Origin of the sequence: Companilactobacillus alimentarius DSM 20249, from assembly GCF_002849895.1 — a bacterium.
Lineage (GTDB): Bacteria > Bacillota > Bacilli > Lactobacillales > Lactobacillaceae > Companilactobacillus > Companilactobacillus alimentarius.
Genome location: NZ_CP018867.1, coordinates 779,510 through 799,275 on the forward strand (window position 1 = coordinate 779,510; position 19,766 = coordinate 799,275).

Below are 19,766 nucleotides of genomic sequence, written 5' to 3' on the forward strand. Positions count from 1 at the left end.
CTTCCTCCTAAATTTCAAGAATCATCATACCTTGAATAATAATCGATCAGTCTTTTGGCTAATTCAACTCTAAATTCACCTAACAATCCAATTAATTGTGAATAATGCATTGTCGTTGGTCCTAACAAGGCAATAACACCTTTACCGTGATGACCCACATCATAATTAGCAGTTATAATGCTGTAATTTTTCAATGCATCACTACCAAGCTCACTACCTAAACGAACTTTGATACCATCGTCTGCGATACTTGGATCTAACAATTTTCTTAAATCAGTACTTTGATTCATCAGTGAAAATAATGATTGAACTTGTGATAAGTCTTCATTATTAGCATAATTCAAAAGATTCAATTGACCATCAACATAATACTTTTCAGATTCAGCTTTCTTAAAGAGCGTATCCATCATATCTAACAATCCATCAGACGAATACATATACTCAGAAAGAATTGCTGGAACATCTTCATGCAGCATTTTAATGACCTTAGGCAATGGCTTTCCTACCAACTTATCATTAACAATATTAACTATTTTTTCAATCAATGAAGTATCAAAATCATCATCAATTGTATAAATGTTATTTTCTACATTATTATCACTCGTAACAATAATTGCCATAAGCTGATGTGGATTCAAAGGAACGATTCTAAATCCTGTTAGAAGGATCGAATTGCTCTCTGGACCCAAGGTAATCGCCGTATAACTAGTTAAATGAGATAAGATCTTAGCAGATTGTTCGATAATATCGCCTATTTGATGATAGGTTTTACCGAAGTCATCGTCGATCCTTTGTGCAATATCTTGCGGTACACTAGTCGGCTGTACCAAATGATCAAGATAATAACGGTATCCCATTGCTGAAGGAATTCTTCCTGAAGAAAGGTGGGTTTTCTCGAGATAACCTACTTCTTCAAGAACTGCCATTTCATTTCTGATTGTTGCAGAACTAACGTGAAACGGTAGTTGATTCATCAACGTTTTTGAACCAACCGGCTGGCCGGTATCTGTAAAAATGCGCACGACTTCTCTCAAGATTGCATCTTGACGTTGTGATAACATTATACCGTCCTCCTTTTAGCACTGTTCATACCTGAGTGCTAACAATGTAAAATATAACAATCTATCCTTATGGTGTCAAGTATGCAAGCTCATTTTTAAAAATTATTTCTTTAATTGCTTTTTTTAATAAAAAATATGATAGTATCAAGGCAAAATATATATGATGAGGTGTAATTATGTCTAATCAAATTATCAGTGTAAAATTCATGCGAGCCCACAATTATCAAGAATTAGTTCAGGCTCCCACCTTAATCTCACTGACAGCCGGTAAGGCCTACAGCTACGTGAACGTTGGTTTCAAAGTCAAAATCAACGATTTAGTTATTGTACCCAATAGTGGCTACAATGAACTTCCCGTTGTCCCAGCAGTCGTAACGGCACTCAACAGTGATTATGACCTAGGAATTGCTACTCGACCTATCCTTGCAGTCATCCCTCAAGAGATCATCAAGAATCAAGAAAATAAATCTATCGAAGTACTGGAACATTTACAAAAACGTGCCGAATTGTTGGATGATCTTGAGACCATTTATGAACAAAATACTAAATTACAGAAATTCCAAGAAATGGCGAAATCGAATCCACAAATGGAACACCTACTAAAGAAATTAGTTCAACAAGACAAATTACTCAATGAAAATAAAGATTAATTAAGAGAATCCATCTATTATAAAAATTACGATTAGATGGATTCTTTATTTTGCAAAATTCGTAAAGAATCCTCTTTATCTTGTTGCAGTTGTTTGATTAAACCATCAGCTCCGGAGAATTTTACTTCACCACGCAGGCGATCTACCCATTCCAAACGAAGCCTTTGACCATAAATATCTTGATCAAAATCAAAAATATTCGTTTCAACAGTAACGCCAGTATTCTCTTTGAAGGTAACATTATACCCAACGGAAGTCATAGCACCATACCATTTTCCATCAATCTCAACTCGGGTTGTGTAGACGCCAATTCCTGGCAATAATTGAGCTTCATCTACTGCTAAATTAGCTGTGGGAAACCCCAAAGTTCGTCCACGTTGCAACCCATGGATTACTGTACCTTGATTTTGATAGCGGTAGCCGAGAAAACGATTGGCAGACGAAATTTGTCCTTCACTGATAAATTTTTTAATAGCACTAGAGCCAATCTTTCGGTCATCAAGCGATTGTTCCGCTACAGTAACTGTCTCAAATTGATCTCGACTATACTGAGGCAATGTCATCATATTAGCAATATCTTTTTTACCATAAGTATAATCAAATCCAGCCACAACAAACTTGGCCTTTAAATCAATCATGTATTGATCGACAAACTCTTGTGGTTTCAATTGAGCAAAGTCTTGGCTAAATTTCACAAAATACATTATATCCACGCCTAATTTTGCTACTAATTCAGCTTTTCTAGACATGGTAGATAAATACTTATAATTTTTTTCATGTTGATAAACAGTTCGTGGAGAACGATCAAAGGTTAACAAAACCGACTTTAAATTATGCTTTTTAGCTAAATTGACACCAGTTTTAATCACTTTTTGATGTCCTAAATGAACCCCATCAAAAAAACCCATGATCAAAACAATATCCTCATCTGGTCGTTGCTTTTTTTTCAACGGATGCTTAACATTTATTATCTGCATTTTTAATCTCTTCTATTTATTATTTAATAACATTAAATCAGGTATCCACATATCACGTATTTTATCATACTTATAAAGTGCCTTTGTGGTACCTGCTTTCATGACCCGTAATTGCTTTGTAGTATCCGCATTTTTGAGTTCTAAGAAGCCCCCATGAAGTACCCTTACTTCCCACTCATAATCAGTTAATTCGTGGCTAGGAACATCTTTTAGGACATCATCAATTTTTCTTAGGAAACTGTGGTCATCCTCAGCCATCATCTTTTCAATTTGTCCCAAGGTATATGTTTCTTCTATTGAAAAGCCAGCACTTTTTACTCGTGTCAGTTGTGACATAAAAGCGGGCAAGCCCAATAGATGACCGAACTCCACTGCTAGAGTCCTCACATAAGTCCCTTTAGAGCACTTAACATGAAATTTAATTGTTTGAAGTCCAGAATTCTGATCAAAAATTGGTTCATCCATAATATGGAAATCATAGATATGGATATGACGTTCTGGCCGCTCTACTTCAATACCTGCTCGAGCATACTCATACAATTTTTTCCCATTAACTCTAACCGCTGAAAACATTGGAGGTATTTGGGTTAGATCACCCGTCATTTTTTGAAAAATATCGTTTAATTCTGCGATGGTGAACGGCTTATCTAATTTCTGTTCAGCTACCGTCTTACCTTCTCGATCCTCTGTAGTTGTGGAACGTCCTAAAGTAATTTCTCCTTCGTATTCCTTTGGCGAACCTGTCAGAGTATTTACTAATTTAGTTGCCTGACCTACACAAATTGGTAAGACTCCGTCAACTAATGGGTCTAAAGTTCCCGTATGACCAATTTTTCGTGTATGTAAAACCTTCCTTAATTTATAAACATAATCCGAACTTGTTTGTCCAATTTCTTTATTTAATGGAATTACTCCGTCCATAATAATTCTCCATCCCTATTTATTGAGTCTGATCAGGTTTCCCCAACAAACTAGTTTAAATACCATTAAGAATAATTTTACTAGTCTTTTTAAAGAATAGAAAGAATTCCACAAAAAATACCTCTAACTTCAAAAGTTAGAGGTATTTTTGTATTTTAACGATTTGCTTCGTCCTGATGTAACTTAGCAATCAACTTATCAATTTTTTCACCGTAGCGAATTGATTGATCTTGTTTAAATTCTAATTCAGGAACCTTATACAAAGTAAGATTTTGACCTAATTCTCTTCTAATCAGTCCTGTAGCTTTGTCTAATCCGGCTTGGGTCTTTTCAACATCACTAGCTTTTTCAGAAAGAATACTGAAGTAAATTGTAGCTTGTTGTAAATCACCTGTCATTTCGACGCCAGTTACAGTAACACCTTGAACGCGAGGATCACGAACACGTTTTAAAAGAATATCGTTAACTTCTTTTTGAATCTCTTGTTCTACTCGACCAATTCGATGTTTTACCATATTCTCATCTCCTATTTAACTGGAACTTCTTCCATTACATAGGCTTCGATTTCGTCACCGATCTTAATGTCATTGTAGTTTTCGATTGTGACACCACATTCGAATCCAGAACCAACTTCTTTGACATCATCCTTGAAACGCTTAAGTGAAGCAAGCTTACTTTCAGTGATAACAATACCATCTCTAATAAGTCTTACGCCACTGTCACGTTGAACTTTACCACTATTTACGAAACAACCGGCAATAGTACCAATCTTAGAAACATTGTATGTTTCACGGACTGTTAAGTTACCAATAACTTTTTCTTCATAAACGGGTTCAAGCATACCCTTCATGGCTGATTCAACTTCATCAATTGCCTTGTAAATAACTCTATGTAAACGAATATCAACTTTTTCATCCTTAGCTTGAACTTTAGCTTGAGCAGTTGGACGAACATTAAATCCAATGATGATAGCATTACTTGCTGCAGCTAAGTTGACATCACTTTCGGTAATTGCACCAACAGCGGAATGAATAATATTGACACGTACACCCTTAACTTCGATCTTCTTCAAACTTCCAGCAATGGCTTCAGCAGAACCTTGAACATCGGCTTTAATAATAACGTCGACTTGTTTAAGTTCTCCTTCTTTCATTGTTTCAAACAAGTTGTCTAGTGTAACAGGGTTAGTATTTTGACGTTCCTTTTGAAGAGCACGACTAGCACGTTCCTCACCAGCTGCACGAGCAGTCTTTTCATCATCAAAGACAACAAACTTATCGGCAGATTCAGGAACCTCATTCAAACCAGTAACTTCTACTGGCTCAGAAGGTTTAGCATCATCAATTTCTTTACCGTTGTAATTAGTCATTGTTCTAACACGACCAAAGGTGTTACCAACAACAATTGGATCACCAACATGTAAAGTACCTTGTTGTACTAATAGTGAGGCAACAGGTCCACGACCCTTGTCCAACTTAGCTTCAATAACTGTACCAATAGCCTTTTGCTTAGGATTTGCTTTCAATTCCAAGACATCAGCTTCTAGTAAAATCATTTCCAACAATTCATCAATGTTAGTTCCCATCTTAGCTGAAATATTAACGAAGATAGTATTCCCACCATAATCTTCAGGAACAAGATCATATTTCATCAATTCTTCAGTAACATGTTGTGGATTAGCACCTGGCTTATCGATCTTGTTAATAGCTACAATGATTGGATCATTAGCAGCCTTAGCATGGTTGATAGCTTCAATGGTCTGTGGCATAACACCATCATCGGCTGCAACAACTAAGATAACGATATCAGTAATATCAGCACCACGAGCACGCATATTAGTAAAGGCAGCATGTCCTGGAGTATCCAAGAATGTAATCAATCTGTCCTTTAGACGTACTTGATAAGCACCAATATGTTGTGTAATACCACCAGCTTCAGAGGCAGTAACGTGAGTATGTCTCAAATGATCAAGCAAAGTAGTCTTACCATGATCAACGTGTCCCATAATTGTTACTACTGGAGGACGTGTTACCAAATTATCAGTTGTGTTAACTTCTGTTTGGAAGTACTTGTCAATATCGGCAACATCTTCTTCAACCTTTTCTTGAGCCTTAATTCCATAATCAGCAACTAACAATTCAATAGTATCTTTATCCAATGACTTGTTTTGATTAATCATAATACCCAACATGAATAATTTCTTAACGATTTCAGCTGGTTCTCTATGAATTAATTTACCAATATCTTGAGCATTCATACCAACACTATAAACAAGTGTTTCTGGCAATGGACGATCTTTTCTTTGTGGCATTGGCTTCTTAGGTTCGACACGCTTACGTTGTTGACGCTTACGTTCCTTCTTCTTCCTACGACTACCAAATGGATTAGCAAGATTTTGCTTATGACCAAAGTCACGATTATTATTAGTTGGTTTAGCCTTCTTATACTCTGGCTTTGGAACTGCAACGTTCTTTACTGTTGCTTTTGGTGTTTCCTTAGCTTTAGCAGCAGTATTATTGTTGTTGTTTGGTCTTCTATTTTGGGAATTGTTATTATGGTTATTGTTGTTATTATGGTTGTTATTATTATTTCTATAACGATTTTCGTTGTTAGGACGGTGATTGTTCTTATGGTTATTATCACTATTGTGATTATTGTGATTATTGTGGTTATTCCTTGTTGGATGACTTGGAATATGACTAGCATCTTGAATATTTGTCTTAAATTGTTCTAGATACTTATTACCAGCACTTTGTCTTGGACGTGGAGCTTGCCCTTGAACAGTTGAACGATCACGTCTGTTATTGTTGTTACGGTTACGATTGCGATTATCACGTGATTGAGAATTGCGGTTATCGTTATTGCGATTTCCATTGTTGTGATTATTGCGTTCGTTGTTGTTACGATTGTTACGTTGGTTATTGTTATTACTACTATTGTTACTATTAGGGCGGTGATTATTGCTTGAATGATTAGCGCTGTTTGGACGATTACCAGTGGAGTTGTGATTATTGTTACGATGGTCAAAATGACCGTTACCCTTATTAGCATCTCTTCTTACAGCAGTAATCTTAATCTTTGTCTTATGATCACCTGAATTGTGATTACTACTTTCATGTTTTTCACCTGTAGATTTTGATGCATGATTGTTTTGAGCATGATCATTGTGTTTAACAGGGGCTGGTCTACTTCCATTATTGTGATTGGGTTTCTTACCACTCTTTAAGTTACTTACAATTTTCTTCTCATCATTTTCATCTACTGATGACATATGGTTCTTCACATCCATACCTAATTTTGCAGCAGCATCAAGAATTACTTGATTCTCAACACCATTTTCCTTTGCAATAGTATAAATTCTCTTTTTGACCATCCTATCACTCTCCTTAATTGTCCATAATTTCTTTTAACCTTTTAGCAAATCCCAAATCAGTTATTCCCATAACTTTTCTGTCTTTTCCAATAGCCATTTTTATTGAATTACTATCGATTGTATCTACCACAGGTACATTATAATAACTTGCTTTATTGTGCAAATCTTTTTTAGTTCGTGGACTACAGTTATCTGCCATAACCACAAGCTTTACCTTGCCAGCACGAATGCCATTAACAGTTAGCTCCGTTCCACTGATGTATTTACCAGCACGAACAGCTAGACCTAGTAAATTTAAAAACTTATTCATTAATGTTTCTTTCCCAAATCACCAAATAGATCCATTCTGGCCTTTTGATGATCCACAAAATCAAATAATTCATCATAGAAATCTTCTGGTACTGCATGTGAAAATACTTTTTCCAATGATTTCTTAGATTTTGCGGTTTTAATTGCTTCAGGGTCTAATCCAACATAAGCACCACGACCAGGCTTCTTACCAGTTGGATCAATCGAAATAGTACCTTCTTTATCTTTTACGATCCTGACCATTTCTCTTTTAGGATACATCTTATCTGTTAAAATATCCTTACGCATGGGTATCTTACGAGTTGCCAAATCTATCACCCCTTTTATTCTTCTGGATCTGTTGAACTATCGTCATCAATATCTATATCTGAATCAGATTGATCTGCAGGATTTTTAGCATCATCAGCATTGGCTGCATTTTCTCTAGTCTTATCAATATCAATTTTGCCACTTTCAACATCATTAATATCAACGTCTTGATCATTATCGTCAACAAATTCAACTTGTGATTCAGGCTTAATATCAATCTTATATCCAGTTAGTTTTGCAGCTAAACGTGCATTCTGACCTTTTTTACCAATTGCTAATGATAAATGATAATCTGGAACGATAACAATACATTGCTTCTTATCGTTTTCATCAAATTGAACAGCAATAACTTCAGCAGGATTCAAAGCATTGGCGATAAAATCAACTGGATCATCAACGTAAGGAACTACATCAATGTTTTCACCATTCAATTCATCGACAACTGATTGTACACGTGAACCCTTTGGTCCTACGCAAGTTCCGACTGGGTCAACATCTGGATTATCTGACTTAACGGCAATTTTAGTTCTATCTCCAGCTTCACGAGCGATTGAAACAATTTCAACAGTTCCATCATATATTTCAGGAACTTCTTGTTCAAATAAACGCTTTACTAAACCGGGATCAGTCCTAGAAACAAAGACTTGAGGTCCTTTAGTAGCATTCTCAACTTTTGTCACATAGACTCTGATACGATCACGTGAATTGTAAGTCTCGCCAGGCATTTGGTCACTCTTAGCCATGACAGCTTCAATTTTACCAAAATTAATGTAAACATATCTATTATCGCTACGTTCAACTGTACCTTGAATAATCTCATGTTCATATTGACTATATTCATTATAGATGATATCGCGCTCAGCTTCACGTACTCGTTGCATAATAACTTGTTTTGCAGTCTGAGCAGCAATCCGTCCAAAATCCTTTGGCGTTACTTCTTCTTTGATGTGATCTCCGATTTCATAACCCCTACTTTTCTTTTGAGCATCTTCAAGATTAACTTCCAGACGGTCATCAGCTACTTCATCAACAACTTCTTTAACCGCATAAACATGTATATTACCCTTTTTCGCGTCAAATTCAACATCAACGTTTTGAGCTTGATTATAGTTTCTCTTATAAGCAGCAACTAGAGCAGCTTCTAATGATTCAATAACATATTCTTTCTTGATACCCTTTTCGCTTTCAAGTGCATCAAGTGCTTCAACCATTTCTTTACTCATGATTTTCTCCTTAGAATTCTATTGCAAGTCGAATCTTAGCGATGTTGTCGCGACTAATTTCTACTTGTTTCCTTAAATTCTTAACTTTAACGTTCAAAGTTATCTTCTTATCTGTTACTTCGATCAAAGATCCTTCAAAAGCTTTTTGACCATCTTGTTTTTGATAGAGCGATGCGTGTACATAGTCGTCGACATAATTTGATAAACTCTCATCATTCTTTAATGGACGCTCCGCACCAGGAGATGAAACCTCTAAGTAATAAGCGGGATCAATTGGATTCAATTCATCCAACTTCTCACCGTATTCCTCACTAATAAGGGCACAATCATCAATACTGATTCCACCCTTCTTATCAGCATAAACTCTCAAATACCAATCTCCACGTTCATGAACGAACTCCAAATCAACTAAAAAGAAATCATGTTGATCTAAGATTGGCTGTAAAATGGCTTTTAATTCTTCAACTTTTGTATCCAAGGACATTCCTCCAAAGTAATCGGCAATAAAAAGAGTGAGCATTTCTGCTCACTCATTAATCAGTAATTAACTAGTAGTTAATTTAACATATATTAATTATTAAAGCAACTTATAACGACCGTACCTAGAACAATGATAACTGATTTTCGTCTGGCATGCCATCTAAAACATGATTTTCTGTCATATACTCAATAACTGTCTTAGATACCTTCCCACGAGTTCCCAAATCTTGCTTAGACAAGAATGGCTGTTCTTCACGCGCAGCAACAATTTGTTTAGCAACGTTATCACCCAATCCAGGGATAGCGTTAAATGGTGCTAATAAAGTTTTATCATCAATAATTTTGAAATCAAATGCGTCTGACTTATCAAGGTCGACCATTTTGATCTTAAAGCCACGTTCCAAACACTCATTAGCCAATTCCAAAACTGTCAACAAATTCTTTTCTTTAGTCGATGCATCCATACCTTTATCATTGATAGCCTTCATAGCTGATTTAACAGCATCTTTACCAGTAGTCATAGCAACTAAGTCAAAATCATCGGCACGAACTGAGAAGTAAGCACAATAGTAATAAAGTGGATAGTGTACTTTAAAGTAAGCAATTCTAAGCGCCATGATAATGTATGCCGTCGCATGAGCTCTAGGGAACATGTACTTGATCTTCAAACAAGAATCAATATACCAATCAGGAACATTGGCATCCTTCATTGCTTGCTTCCAGTCATCAGGAATACCACGTCCCTTACGAACATGTTCCATGATTTGAAAGGCCATTTGTGAATCCATACCATAATGAATCAAATCCATCATAATATTATCACGACAACCAATAACATCTTTCAAAGTAACAATACCCTTATCAATCAGCTCTTCGGCATTTCCTAACCAAACGTCTGTACCATGTGAAAGACCAGAAATTTGTAATAATTCAGCAAAGGTAGTTGGATGAGTTTTCTCTAACATCCCTCGTACGAAACGAGTACCAAACTCAGGTACACCCAAAGTACCAGTCTTAGAAAAAATTTGTTCTGGCGTAACATTCAATGAATCAGTTCCACTGAACAGCTCCATAACTCCAGGATCCTTGACTGGCAAAGTCTTAGGATCAATACCAGATAAGTCTTGTAGCATACGAATCATCGTTGGATCATCATGTCCTAAAATATCTAATTTCAAAATATTATCATGAATAGAGTGGAAATCAAAATGTGTTGTTTTCCACAAAGCCGATTGATCATCAGCTGGATATTGAATCGGCGTAAAGTCGAAAATATCCATATAATCGGGCACAACGATAATCCCCGCTGGATGTTGTCCAGTTGTCCTCTTGACACCAGTTGAACCCATCGCTAATCTTTCCTCTTCAGCGTTACGAAGATTTTGACCAGTCAATTCCTCATAATTCTTAACATATCCAAATGCGGTTCGATCAGCGATCGTACCAATTGTTCCAGCTCGGAAAACGTGATCCTCCCCAAACAGGACTTTTGTATAGTTATGAGCCACTGGCTGATAATCTCCAGAGAAATTCAAATCAATATCAGGAACCTTGTCACCTTTGAAACCTAAGAATGTCTCAAAAGGAATATCCTGACCATCTTTTTTCAAATCAGCCCCACACTTAGGACACTTTTTATCAGGTAGATCATATCCAGAACCAACTTCACCATTAGTAAAGAATTCTGAGTATTTGCACTCAGGACAACGATAATGTGGTGGCAGCGGATTAACTTCTGTGATACCTGTCATTGTTGCAACAAAACTTGAGCCAACAGAACCACGGGACCCAACCAAATAACCATCCTTATTAGATTTATAAACCAATCGTTGCGCAATCAAGTAAATAACTGAGAATCCATTACCAATAATACTTTTCAACTCACGATCCATTCGTTTTTGAACTAATTCTGGTAAGGGATCTCCATACAATTCGTGTGCCTTATTCATCGTCAAACTGTGGATTTCCTCTTCAGCTCCCTCCATTTTAGGAGTATAGAGCTTATCTTTGACCGGTGACATTTCATCAATTGAATCCATAATCTTCTTAGGATTGTCAACGATTATCTCTTGTTCAGTCTGCTGATCCATATAGTCGAATTCATCAAACATTTCATTAGTTGTTCTAAATTGAACATCTGGTAATTCAGGCCGACGGGCTAAAGCATTGCTTTTAACAGCTTTGATAACAATGTCTCGATAAACTTTATCGTGAGGATCGAGGTAATGTACATCACCAGTAGCAATGACAGGTTTACTTAATTCTTTGCCTAATTTGACGATATTCTTTAAAATTTCTTCCAAAGCATCCTCATCTTTGATGATCTTAATATCAATCAAATGTTGATAAAGTGTCTTAGGCATGACTTCTAAGTAGTCATAATATTGTGCCAATTCACGCGTATCATCGTAGCCCTTTTGCATCATACTAGTGAATACTTCGCCATTTTCGCAAGCAGACCCGACAATAATACCTTCACGATATTTATTTAATAAACGTCTCGGAACACGTGCTGTTCGATAAAAATACTGTGTCATCGAATACGAAACAATTTTGAACATATTCTTTAATCCAGCTTGAGTTTTCGCCAATAAAATTGCGTGAGTCGGACGAGCTTGCTTATAAGCTTCTTCTCCACCAATATGATCGTTCAATTGATTGACGTTAGTCGTACCAAATTTGTCCTCCAATTCATCGAACAACTTGTACATCAAATATCCAGTAGTTTCCGCATCAGAGTCAGCTCGGTGATGGTGCTCCAGTACAATGTGATATCGTTTGGCTAAAGAATCCAATTTGTGATTACGATACTCTGAATGCAAGGTTCTCGACATTTCTAAGGTATCAACGACCGGCATGGATAGACGCTCTTTTCCCATTCTGGTTAAAGCAGCATTCATGAAGCCCATATCAAAGGTTACGTTATGACCAACTAAGATATCGTCGCCAATGAAATCCATGAATTCTTTAATAATGACTGTTTCATCTGGCGCATCTTTTACCATGTCATTAGTAATACTAGTTAAGTTAGTAGTTATCTCAGATAATGGGTGTCCTGGATTAATGAATTTATCAAAACGATCAATAACCTCGCCATCTTTCATTTTAGTGGCACCTATTTCAATAATTGAATCGTATACAGCTGACAACCCCGTCGTTTCAGTATCAAATATGACATACTCTGAACCATTTAAAGGTTGATCACGCAAATTGAAGGCGATGGGATTGCCTTCATCGACCAAATCAATTTCAACGCCATACGCAATCTTAACGCCAAATTTTTTACCAGCATTGTAAGCTTCTGGAAAGGCTTGGAGAGCGTGATGATCAGTAATAGCAATTCCTGACTGCCCCCATTCGCTGGCCCGCTTAATCAAATCAGTTGCACTAGGAATCGCATCCATCTGGCTCATATTCGTATGAGCATGCATTTCAATTCGTTTATTAGATTCATCCGCCGTATCTTCTCTGTTTTCGTGCTTAATAACATTGATGTCATTGGCCATAATGACCAACTCACGAGAAAAATTATCTTCTTGTACATTACCACGAACTCGAATCCAAGATCCTTGGTCCAAGTTGGCAAAAAAGTTTTCATCATCTTCACCGTTAGAGAATTTTTTGATACTGAATGAAGATGTGTAGTCAGTTACTTTCATTATCAAAAGCGAACGACCAGATTTTAATTTACGAACATCAATATCAAAAACGTAGCCTTCCACAACCTTGTTGCGATCCTCTTCTATGATGTCAACCATCTGAGTTATTTCTTGGTCATTAGGAATCTTTCGTCCAACTTTAGAAACATTGCCTGCTGGTTTGGCAGCTTTCTTTTCACTGACCTCTTTAGCCTTAGCTTGAAATTGCTTGGTCTTTTCATCATTAGCAGCTTTCATGGCTGCAGCCTTTTGTTGATACTTCTCTTTATCAACATTTGTTCTAATTCGAAAATCAGGGAATCCTAAACTACTATATTCTGATTGCAAACCTTCAACTAATTTACCGTCGACAAAATCAGCCATAAAACTGTTGGACACATCCAAAAAGACCTGACCATTTTCGACATGAGGTGGCGTTTGACTTATCTTATCCAAGACCATTGGCGATTGCACATTGCAATCATTCAACACATAATTCCAATAGTCTTTAATATCTTTTTCTGTTAATTCAGAGTTAGTTGTTTTGATCTCAAAATTAATTTGAGCAATTCCGTCAAAGCTGGCTCTTAAAGCTTTTACAAAAACCATAAATTCATTGAACGGCAATACGTGATCGAATTCAAAAAAGAACGTCCAACGTTTACTATTCTTATGAACTTCAAGCTTATTTAATTTTCCATCAGCAAATGAATCATTCGACTCCAACAAGCGGTCTAATTTGATTTGTTTAACTAAAATTTCAAAAAGTTGTTTTGTGTCTGACATATTCTTTCCTTCAAAAAATAAAAAAAGGCCTAAGCCTCATTACTGATTCTTAAGCAATATTTTTACTGAATTTACTAATTCATCTTTATTTACTTCAATTGTCTCACCGGTACTTCTAATCTTTAGTTCAACAATTCCGTCACCGGCTTTTTTACCAACAGTGATTCTAATTGGCAAACCAATTAAATCTGAGTCAGCAAATTTAACACCAGGACGTTCCTTACGATCATCAAGTAAAACATCAAAGCCTTCATTTTGCAACAATTCTACAACTTCATCGCTAAGTTTCCCTTGAACATCGTTATTGTATTTGATTGGAACCACGTGAATTTGATATGGGGCTAATTTAACAGGCCAAATAATACCATTCTCATCATTATGTTGTTCAATGATAGCTGACAATAGTCTAGAAATACCAATACCGTAACATCCCATAATCAATGGATTAGATTTACCATTTTCATCTAAGAAATTAGCACCGAGTGCCTTAGAGAACTTAGTTCCCAATTTAAAGATATGGGCAATCTCAATTCCACGAGTAAATTTAATCTTACCGTGACCATCAGGTGAAGTTTCACCCTCTTTGATGACACGGAAATCTCTGAATTCAGGAGTCTCAGATACGATATCATCAAAGTTAGCATTGAACAAATGGACGTCAGCTCTATTAATTCCAACAACAAAATTCATTAAACCAACCAATGAGCTATCATAAAGAACTTTAACTTTGTCATCCATTCCTTTAGGACCAATGAATCCTGGTACACTATGGAAAACATTTTGAACTTCATCGGCTGTAGCTTCACGCAAGAAGTCAGCACCCAAATAGTTCTTCACTTTAACATCATTAACGTCATAGTCACCACGAATCATAACTAAGACAGGTTCGTCATCAGCCATGTAAGCAACAGCCTTCATAATTCTTGAAGCATCGACTTTTAATAATTCGGCTAAAGCAGAAATAGTATGCACATCAGGCGTATCGACTTCTTTAGCTTCTTTTTTTGCTTCAACTAGATTCTCATCCATTTTACTAGCAGCCATTTCCAAGTTAGCTGAATAGTCACTATCATCTGAATAAGCAATCGTATCTTCACCGATTTTGGCAATTGCAGAAAACTCTTTAGAATCAGTACCACCCATAGCTCCTGCATCGCCAATAATAGCTCGATAATTCAATCCACAAATATCAAAGATATTGCGATAAGCCTGTTCCATTTGATTAAAGATAACATCCAATTGATCCTTGTTAGCTGTGAAAGAATAAGCATCTTGCATTAAGAATTCACGACCACGAAGCAATCCATAACGAGGGCGATCCTCATCACGATACTTCATTTGCATTTGATATAAAACTAGTGGCAATTTCTTGTAACTATTCAAACTTTCTTTGACAACACTAGTAAAAGTTTCTTCATGTGTTGGTCCTAAGACGAATTCTCTTTCATGACGATCCTTTAATTTGAAAAGATTATCACCATAGGTTTCATAACGGCCACTTTCCTTCCAAAGATCTGCGGGCAAAATAGCAGGCATTTGCATTTCTGCTGCATCAATTTTATCCATTTCTTTACGAATAATATCTTCAAGCTTACGAATTACTGACCAAGCAAGTGGTAAATAACTATAGACACCTGCAGAAACTTGACGAACATATCCGGCTCTCAGCATCAACTGATGACTGACAGCTTCAGCATCTGAAGGAGTTTGCTTCAGAGTTGGAATATATAATTTTGATTGTTTCAAGTTCTTATCCCCCTATTTTATAAAGAAACGCTGAATATCATTCCAAGTAACGGCAATCATTAATAAGACCAATATCCCAACACCAATTAAGGTAATAACAGTCTCATATTGTTCTGGTATGGGCTTTCTTCTGATTGCTTCAACGATATTTAACAGAATTTTTCCTCCATCCAATGCTGGAATCGGAATTAAATTAACAATACCCAAGTTCATTGATAGCATCGACGTGAACAAAATAATATTAACCAAGCCTTGCGAGGCGACTTGTGAGGTCATCGAATAGATCCCCACTGGACCTGATAATTGATTGATATTAAAACCACCTGACACCATTTTACCTAGGGCATGGAAAACTGCTACAGTCGTTCCCCAACTATAGGAAAAGCCATACTTGATTTTAGCTCCAATACTGGAATCACGCTTAGGCATAATTCCAATAAATCCAAAACTTTGACCTTGTGACTTAACAGACTTAGGTGTCAATTTGACGGTTCTCACTTTATCACTAGATTTAACTTTCAAGCTAACCCTTTTACCAGGATTATTTTGAATGTTAGTTGACAAAGCGGTCCAAGAACCAGTGCTTTTACCATTAACGCTTAAAATTGTATCGTTTACTTTTAAGCCAGCTTGTTGTGCAATGGAATTCTTTTCAATATGCCCTAACTGATTAGTTGCTACACCATTCATCATAAAGGCGGCAAGAATTGCTGCTAGAACAGCTAGAATAAAGTTATTGAATGGTCCAGCAAAATTAGTGATCATTCGCTTCCAAACGGAAACGGACTGAAGTTGTACATCGCGTGGTGCGATTTGCACCTCAGTACCATCCTCTTCAACAATTGTGGCATCATGGTCGACTGAATACTTCTTTACTACCGATTCATCGCCATTTTCGTAACCTTCAATTTCCAAGTCATCAACTAAATCAGACTTAGAAATCTGTACTGGGACCGCATTTGCATCGTAAACTTTACTGGAAGTTATAATTTTAGTTACTTTATTTTGATTATTTAATACTAAAGATGCCATTGTTCCTGGTTGAATATCAGAATCATCCTCTTGTGCACCCGCCATACGAACGTAACCACCTAAAGGCAAGAGCCTCAAAGTATACGTCGTATGGTTTTTACGATAAGCGACAATTTTTGGACCCATCCCAACTGAAAATTCACGAACTAAAATTCCTGACTTTTTAGCAGCATAATAGTGTCCAAATTCATGAACAATTACTAATATCCCAAAAACAATTATAAATGTAATTATCGCGGTCATTTTAACCTCCACGAGTTGCTTATACTAAACCGAATATATGTAGCAATGGTAAGACAATCAACATACTATCGAAACGATCGAGAATCCCACCATGACCTGGCAAGATATTTCCAGAATCTTTTACTTTGTAATAACGCTTATAGGCTGATTCGATCAGATCACCCATTTGTCCCATAATTGATAGAACAAAAGCGATTATTAACATCGTCGTCATTGAATACTCTTGTGGAACAAAAATCATATAAATACCTGAAAGGATCAATGCCATAATAATTCCAGCAATAGTACCCTCCCAAGTTTTATTAGGACTGATTGCGGGCCACAACTTATGTTTACCAATTTTTCTACCAAATGTATAAGCAAAAATATCGGTTGACCAAACAACAATCAAAGCGTACATCAACAATCCTAAACCTGGCTGTGAATTTCTAACAGCTGCCAAATAATGGAAACCTGTTCCAATATACAGCATGGCAACAATTGAAACACCAGCATCTTCAAAATTAAATTTGTTCTTAGTTAAAACAGTAATTATCAACAAAATTACCGCAAAAACATAAAATAAATCTAATCTAGAGATACTCTTAGGAAACCAGCCTTGATAAAATCCATTAGGTACAACTAAAGCTAATGTTCCTAAAATAGTTACTAAAAAATCAAACGAAACGATAATTCTCTTTCGCATGATATAAATTTCAAATACACCAACTGCGGCCAGAGCTGCGGCAGCAACTTCTAACCAAACTCCACCTGCAAGCAATATGGGAATAAAAATTGCTAATGCAATAACGGCAGTAATGACACGTTGTTTCATAATTTTCCCCCAAACTAAACCGATCCGAAGCGTCGATCTCGACGATCAAATTCTTTAATGTCTTCAACTAAGTCAGCTACCGAAAAATCAGGCCAATAACTGTCGTCAAAAATCATTTCTGTGTAAGCTAATTGCCAAAGCATAAAGTTAGAGATTCGCTCTTCACCACTAGTTCTGATCAACAAATCAGGATCAGCTAAATCTTTTAATTGATTAGTTAACAAATGGTCTGAAAACATTGAATCATCTATCTCATTTGGATCTATTGAACCACTAGCAGCCTCAATTGCCAAATTTTTAGCAGCATTGACAATTTCGGCACGACCACCATAGTTGAAAGCAAAATTGAGGATCATCCCAGTATTATCCTTGGTATCCTCAACTGCTTTCAAAACTACTTTTCTGGTTTTTTCTGGCAAGTGATCAGTAAATCCGGTTACGAACACTTGAATGTTCTCTTTAATTAGATCAGGCATAAAAGTCCCAAAGAAGTCCACTGGCAACTTCATCAAGAAATTGACCTCTTTACTAGGTCGACTCCAATTTTCAGTTGAAAAAGCATAAAGGCTCAAAACCTTCACGCCTAAATGACTAGCAGCGGTTGCAATTGTTTTGACATTATTCATGCCTTGCTTATGACCAGCAATTCTCGGTTGACCTTTTCTTTTGGCCCAACGTCCATTGCCATCCATAATAATTGCAATATGTTTCGGGACTAATATATCTGGATCTAATTGTCTTTTACTATCGTCTGTCATCAGGATTACTATCCTTCAGTAATTTCTTTTTCTTTGGCTGCTGCAAGTTTATCTACATCGGCGATTGCTGAATCAGTAACTTTTTGAACTTGATCTTCAACATCATGAAATTCATCTTCAGTTACTTCATTAGCTTTCAATTGCTTCTTCAAATCGTCCATAGCTTCACGACGAACGTTTCTAACGGCGATACGGCTCTCTTCAGCCTCTTTACCTACCTGCTTAGCAATCTCTTTTCTACGCTCACCTGTAAGCTGTGGAATGACCAAACGAATTACACTACCATCATTAGCTGGATTCAAACCTAAATCAGATGAATTGATCGCATGCTCGATATCATCAAGTGATGATTTATCATAAGGCGTGATCATCAAAACACGTGCTTCGGGAATATTAATTGAAGCAACTTGGTTCAATGGTACATCAGTACCATAATATGAAACTTTAACGTTACTCAAGATTGAAGCATTAGCTTTACCCGCACGGATATTGGCTAATTCTTTTCTTAAAACGTCAATTGATTTTGACATATTTTCTTTTGCTTTTGAAACAGCTTTGTTAGTCATCATTACCACCCTTTATTATTGTTCCAATATTTTCTCCTTGAACAACCTTCTTAATATTTTCAGGTTTGTTCAAATTGAATACAATCAATGGAATATCATTATCCATTGACAATGATGAAGCAGTTGTATCCATAACTCCAAGATTCTTATTAATAATATCAAGTTGTGTTAATTCTGCATACTTCTTAGCATTAGGATCTTTCTTTGGATCAGCTGAGTATACACCATCAACGTTATTCTTAGCCATCAAAATGACATCGGCTTCAATTTCAGCGGCACGAAGTACAGAAGTAGTATCAGTTGAGAAGTATGGATTACCAGTACCACCAGCAAATATTACTACACGTCCCTTTTCTAGATGTCTAATAGCCTTTCTTCTGATATAAGGTTCAGCCACTTGACGCATTTCAATGGAAGTTTGAACACGTGTTGGTACACCGATGTGTTCCAAACCATCTTGTAAGGCAAGTCCATTCATAACCGTAGCCATCATACCCATGTAGTCGGCTTGGGCACGATCCATTCCCATTTCGGCACCCGTTTCACCACGCCAAATGTTACCACCACCACAAACAATAGCAACTTGAACTCCTAAGTCATGAACACTTTTGATTTGTTCAGCTATTTGTTTAATGACTGGTGGGTTAATGCCAAAACCCTTTTCACCAGCTAAAGCCTCTCCAGAAACTTTTAAAATTACTCTTTTATACTTGATATCAGGCATAAGTACTCTCCTTTAAATTTGCTATTAAACATTTTAACATATTAGATTAGTCTAAATTTATCTAAAGACTATTTTTAAATAAAATTTGCTCGGATACAACCCTAAATACAAGAAAAGGCCGTTTAATTCACAATGAATTAAGCGACCTCTCTTTCA

General features: G+C 36.5%; 16 protein-coding genes and 2 pseudogenes. 1 reads left to right on the forward strand and 17 read right to left on the reverse strand.

Annotation, left to right across the window (positions count from 1 at the left end):
• Nucleotides 1-14: 14 nt before the first annotated feature.
• Nucleotides 15-1,061, reverse strand: a complete 1,047-nt coding sequence (gene hrcA / locus LA20249_RS03765; protein WP_057740223.1) for a heat-inducible transcriptional repressor HrcA — start codon at nucleotides 1,059-1,061, stop codon at nucleotides 15-17.
• Nucleotides 1,062-1,237: 176 nt separating this feature from the next.
• On the opposite strand from hrcA, the gene LA20249_RS03770 reads away from it, so the two are divergent.
• Entirely contained in the window at nucleotides 1,238-1,711 is a 474-nt protein-coding gene (locus LA20249_RS03770) for a hypothetical protein (protein ID WP_057740222.1), read from the forward strand.
• A 32-nt stretch (nucleotides 1,712-1,743) separates the two neighbouring features.
• Here LA20249_RS03770 and ribF read toward each other — a convergent pair whose 3' ends face one another.
• The 16 genes and pseudogenes from ribF to pyrH all read right to left on the reverse strand — a co-directional run bounded on the left by ribF (nucleotide 1,744) and on the right by pyrH (nucleotide 19,610).
• On the reverse strand, nucleotides 1,744-2,688 hold the full coding sequence (ribF, locus tag LA20249_RS03775; RefSeq protein ID WP_057740220.1) for a riboflavin biosynthesis protein RibF: 945 nt from the start codon (nucleotides 2,686-2,688) through the stop codon (nucleotides 1,744-1,746).
• A 12-nt stretch (nucleotides 2,689-2,700) separates the two neighbouring features.
• Entirely contained in the window at nucleotides 2,701-3,609 is a 909-nt protein-coding gene (gene truB, locus LA20249_RS03780) for a tRNA pseudouridine(55) synthase TruB (RefSeq protein ID WP_057740219.1), read from the reverse strand.
• A gap of 155 nt (nucleotides 3,610-3,764) precedes the next feature.
• Nucleotides 3,765-4,124 carry a 30S ribosome-binding factor RbfA gene (gene rbfA / locus LA20249_RS03785; RefSeq protein ID WP_057740218.1) on the reverse strand — a complete coding sequence of 120 codons (360 nt, stop codon included), beginning with the start codon at nucleotides 4,122-4,124 and terminating at the stop codon, nucleotides 3,765-3,767.
• Nucleotides 4,125-4,135: 11 nt separating this feature from the next.
• Nucleotides 4,136-5,938: pseudogene (gene infB, locus LA20249_RS12060) on the reverse strand (translation initiation factor IF-2); the annotation flags it as partial.
• Nucleotides 5,939-6,853: 915 nt separating this feature from the next.
• A pseudogene (locus LA20249_RS12065) lies at nucleotides 6,854-6,982 on the reverse strand (translation initiation factor IF-2 N-terminal domain-containing protein); the annotation flags it as partial.
• Between the two features lie 13 nt (nucleotides 6,983-6,995).
• The gene (locus tag LA20249_RS03795) at nucleotides 6,996-7,292 is read right to left on the reverse strand and encodes a L7Ae/L30e/S12e/Gadd45 family ribosomal protein (RefSeq protein ID WP_057740216.1); all 297 of its coding nucleotides are present in this window, start codon (nucleotides 7,290-7,292) and stop codon (nucleotides 6,996-6,998) included.
• Nucleotides 7,292-7,600, reverse strand: a complete 309-nt coding sequence (rnpM, locus tag LA20249_RS03800) for an RNase P modulator RnpM (protein WP_186809197.1) — start codon at nucleotides 7,598-7,600, stop codon at nucleotides 7,292-7,294. The genes LA20249_RS03795 and rnpM overlap by 1 nt, the downstream gene beginning before the upstream one ends.
• A 14-nt stretch (nucleotides 7,601-7,614) precedes the next feature.
• Nucleotides 7,615-8,823, reverse strand: a complete 1,209-nt coding sequence (gene nusA, locus LA20249_RS03805; RefSeq protein ID WP_057740215.1) for a transcription termination factor NusA — start codon at nucleotides 8,821-8,823, stop codon at nucleotides 7,615-7,617.
• Nucleotides 8,824-8,833: 10 nt separating this feature from the next.
• On the reverse strand, nucleotides 8,834-9,301 hold the full coding sequence (gene rimP, locus LA20249_RS03810) for a ribosome maturation factor RimP (RefSeq protein WP_057740213.1): 468 nt from the start codon (nucleotides 9,299-9,301) through the stop codon (nucleotides 8,834-8,836).
• Between the two features lie 124 nt (nucleotides 9,302-9,425).
• A complete protein-coding gene (locus tag LA20249_RS03815) occupies nucleotides 9,426-13,727 on the reverse strand; it encodes a PolC-type DNA polymerase III (protein WP_057740211.1) in 4,302 nt (1,433 codons plus the stop codon).
• A 39-nt stretch (nucleotides 13,728-13,766) separates the two neighbouring features.
• On the reverse strand, nucleotides 13,767-15,473 hold the full coding sequence (locus tag LA20249_RS03820) for a proline--tRNA ligase (protein WP_057740209.1): 1,707 nt from the start codon (nucleotides 15,471-15,473) through the stop codon (nucleotides 13,767-13,769).
• Nucleotides 15,474-15,485: 12 nt separating this feature from the next.
• Complete coding sequence (gene rseP, locus LA20249_RS03825) at nucleotides 15,486-16,748, reverse strand: RIP metalloprotease RseP (RefSeq protein ID WP_057740207.1); 1,263 nt, start codon at nucleotides 16,746-16,748, stop codon at nucleotides 15,486-15,488.
• 19 nt (nucleotides 16,749-16,767) lie between these two features.
• Nucleotides 16,768-17,562, reverse strand: coding sequence for a phosphatidate cytidylyltransferase (locus LA20249_RS03830; RefSeq protein ID WP_057740205.1), 795 nt, complete (start codon nucleotides 17,560-17,562; stop codon nucleotides 16,768-16,770).
• Nucleotides 17,563-17,576: 14 nt separating this feature from the next.
• Nucleotides 17,577-18,326, reverse strand: a complete 750-nt coding sequence (locus LA20249_RS03835; protein ID WP_371861836.1) for an isoprenyl transferase — start codon at nucleotides 18,324-18,326, stop codon at nucleotides 17,577-17,579.
• Nucleotides 18,327-18,328: 2 nt separating this feature from the next.
• Nucleotides 18,329-18,886: a ribosome recycling factor gene (gene frr / locus LA20249_RS03840; RefSeq protein WP_057740201.1), complete on the reverse strand. Its 558-nt coding sequence runs from the start codon at nucleotides 18,884-18,886 to the stop codon at nucleotides 18,329-18,331.
• Nucleotides 18,879-19,610 carry a UMP kinase gene (pyrH, locus tag LA20249_RS03845; protein WP_057740199.1) on the reverse strand — a complete coding sequence of 244 codons (732 nt, stop codon included), beginning with the start codon at nucleotides 19,608-19,610 and terminating at the stop codon, nucleotides 18,879-18,881. Before pyrH ends, frr begins: the two co-directional genes overlap by 8 nt.
• Nucleotides 19,611-19,766: the final 156 nt, after the last annotated feature.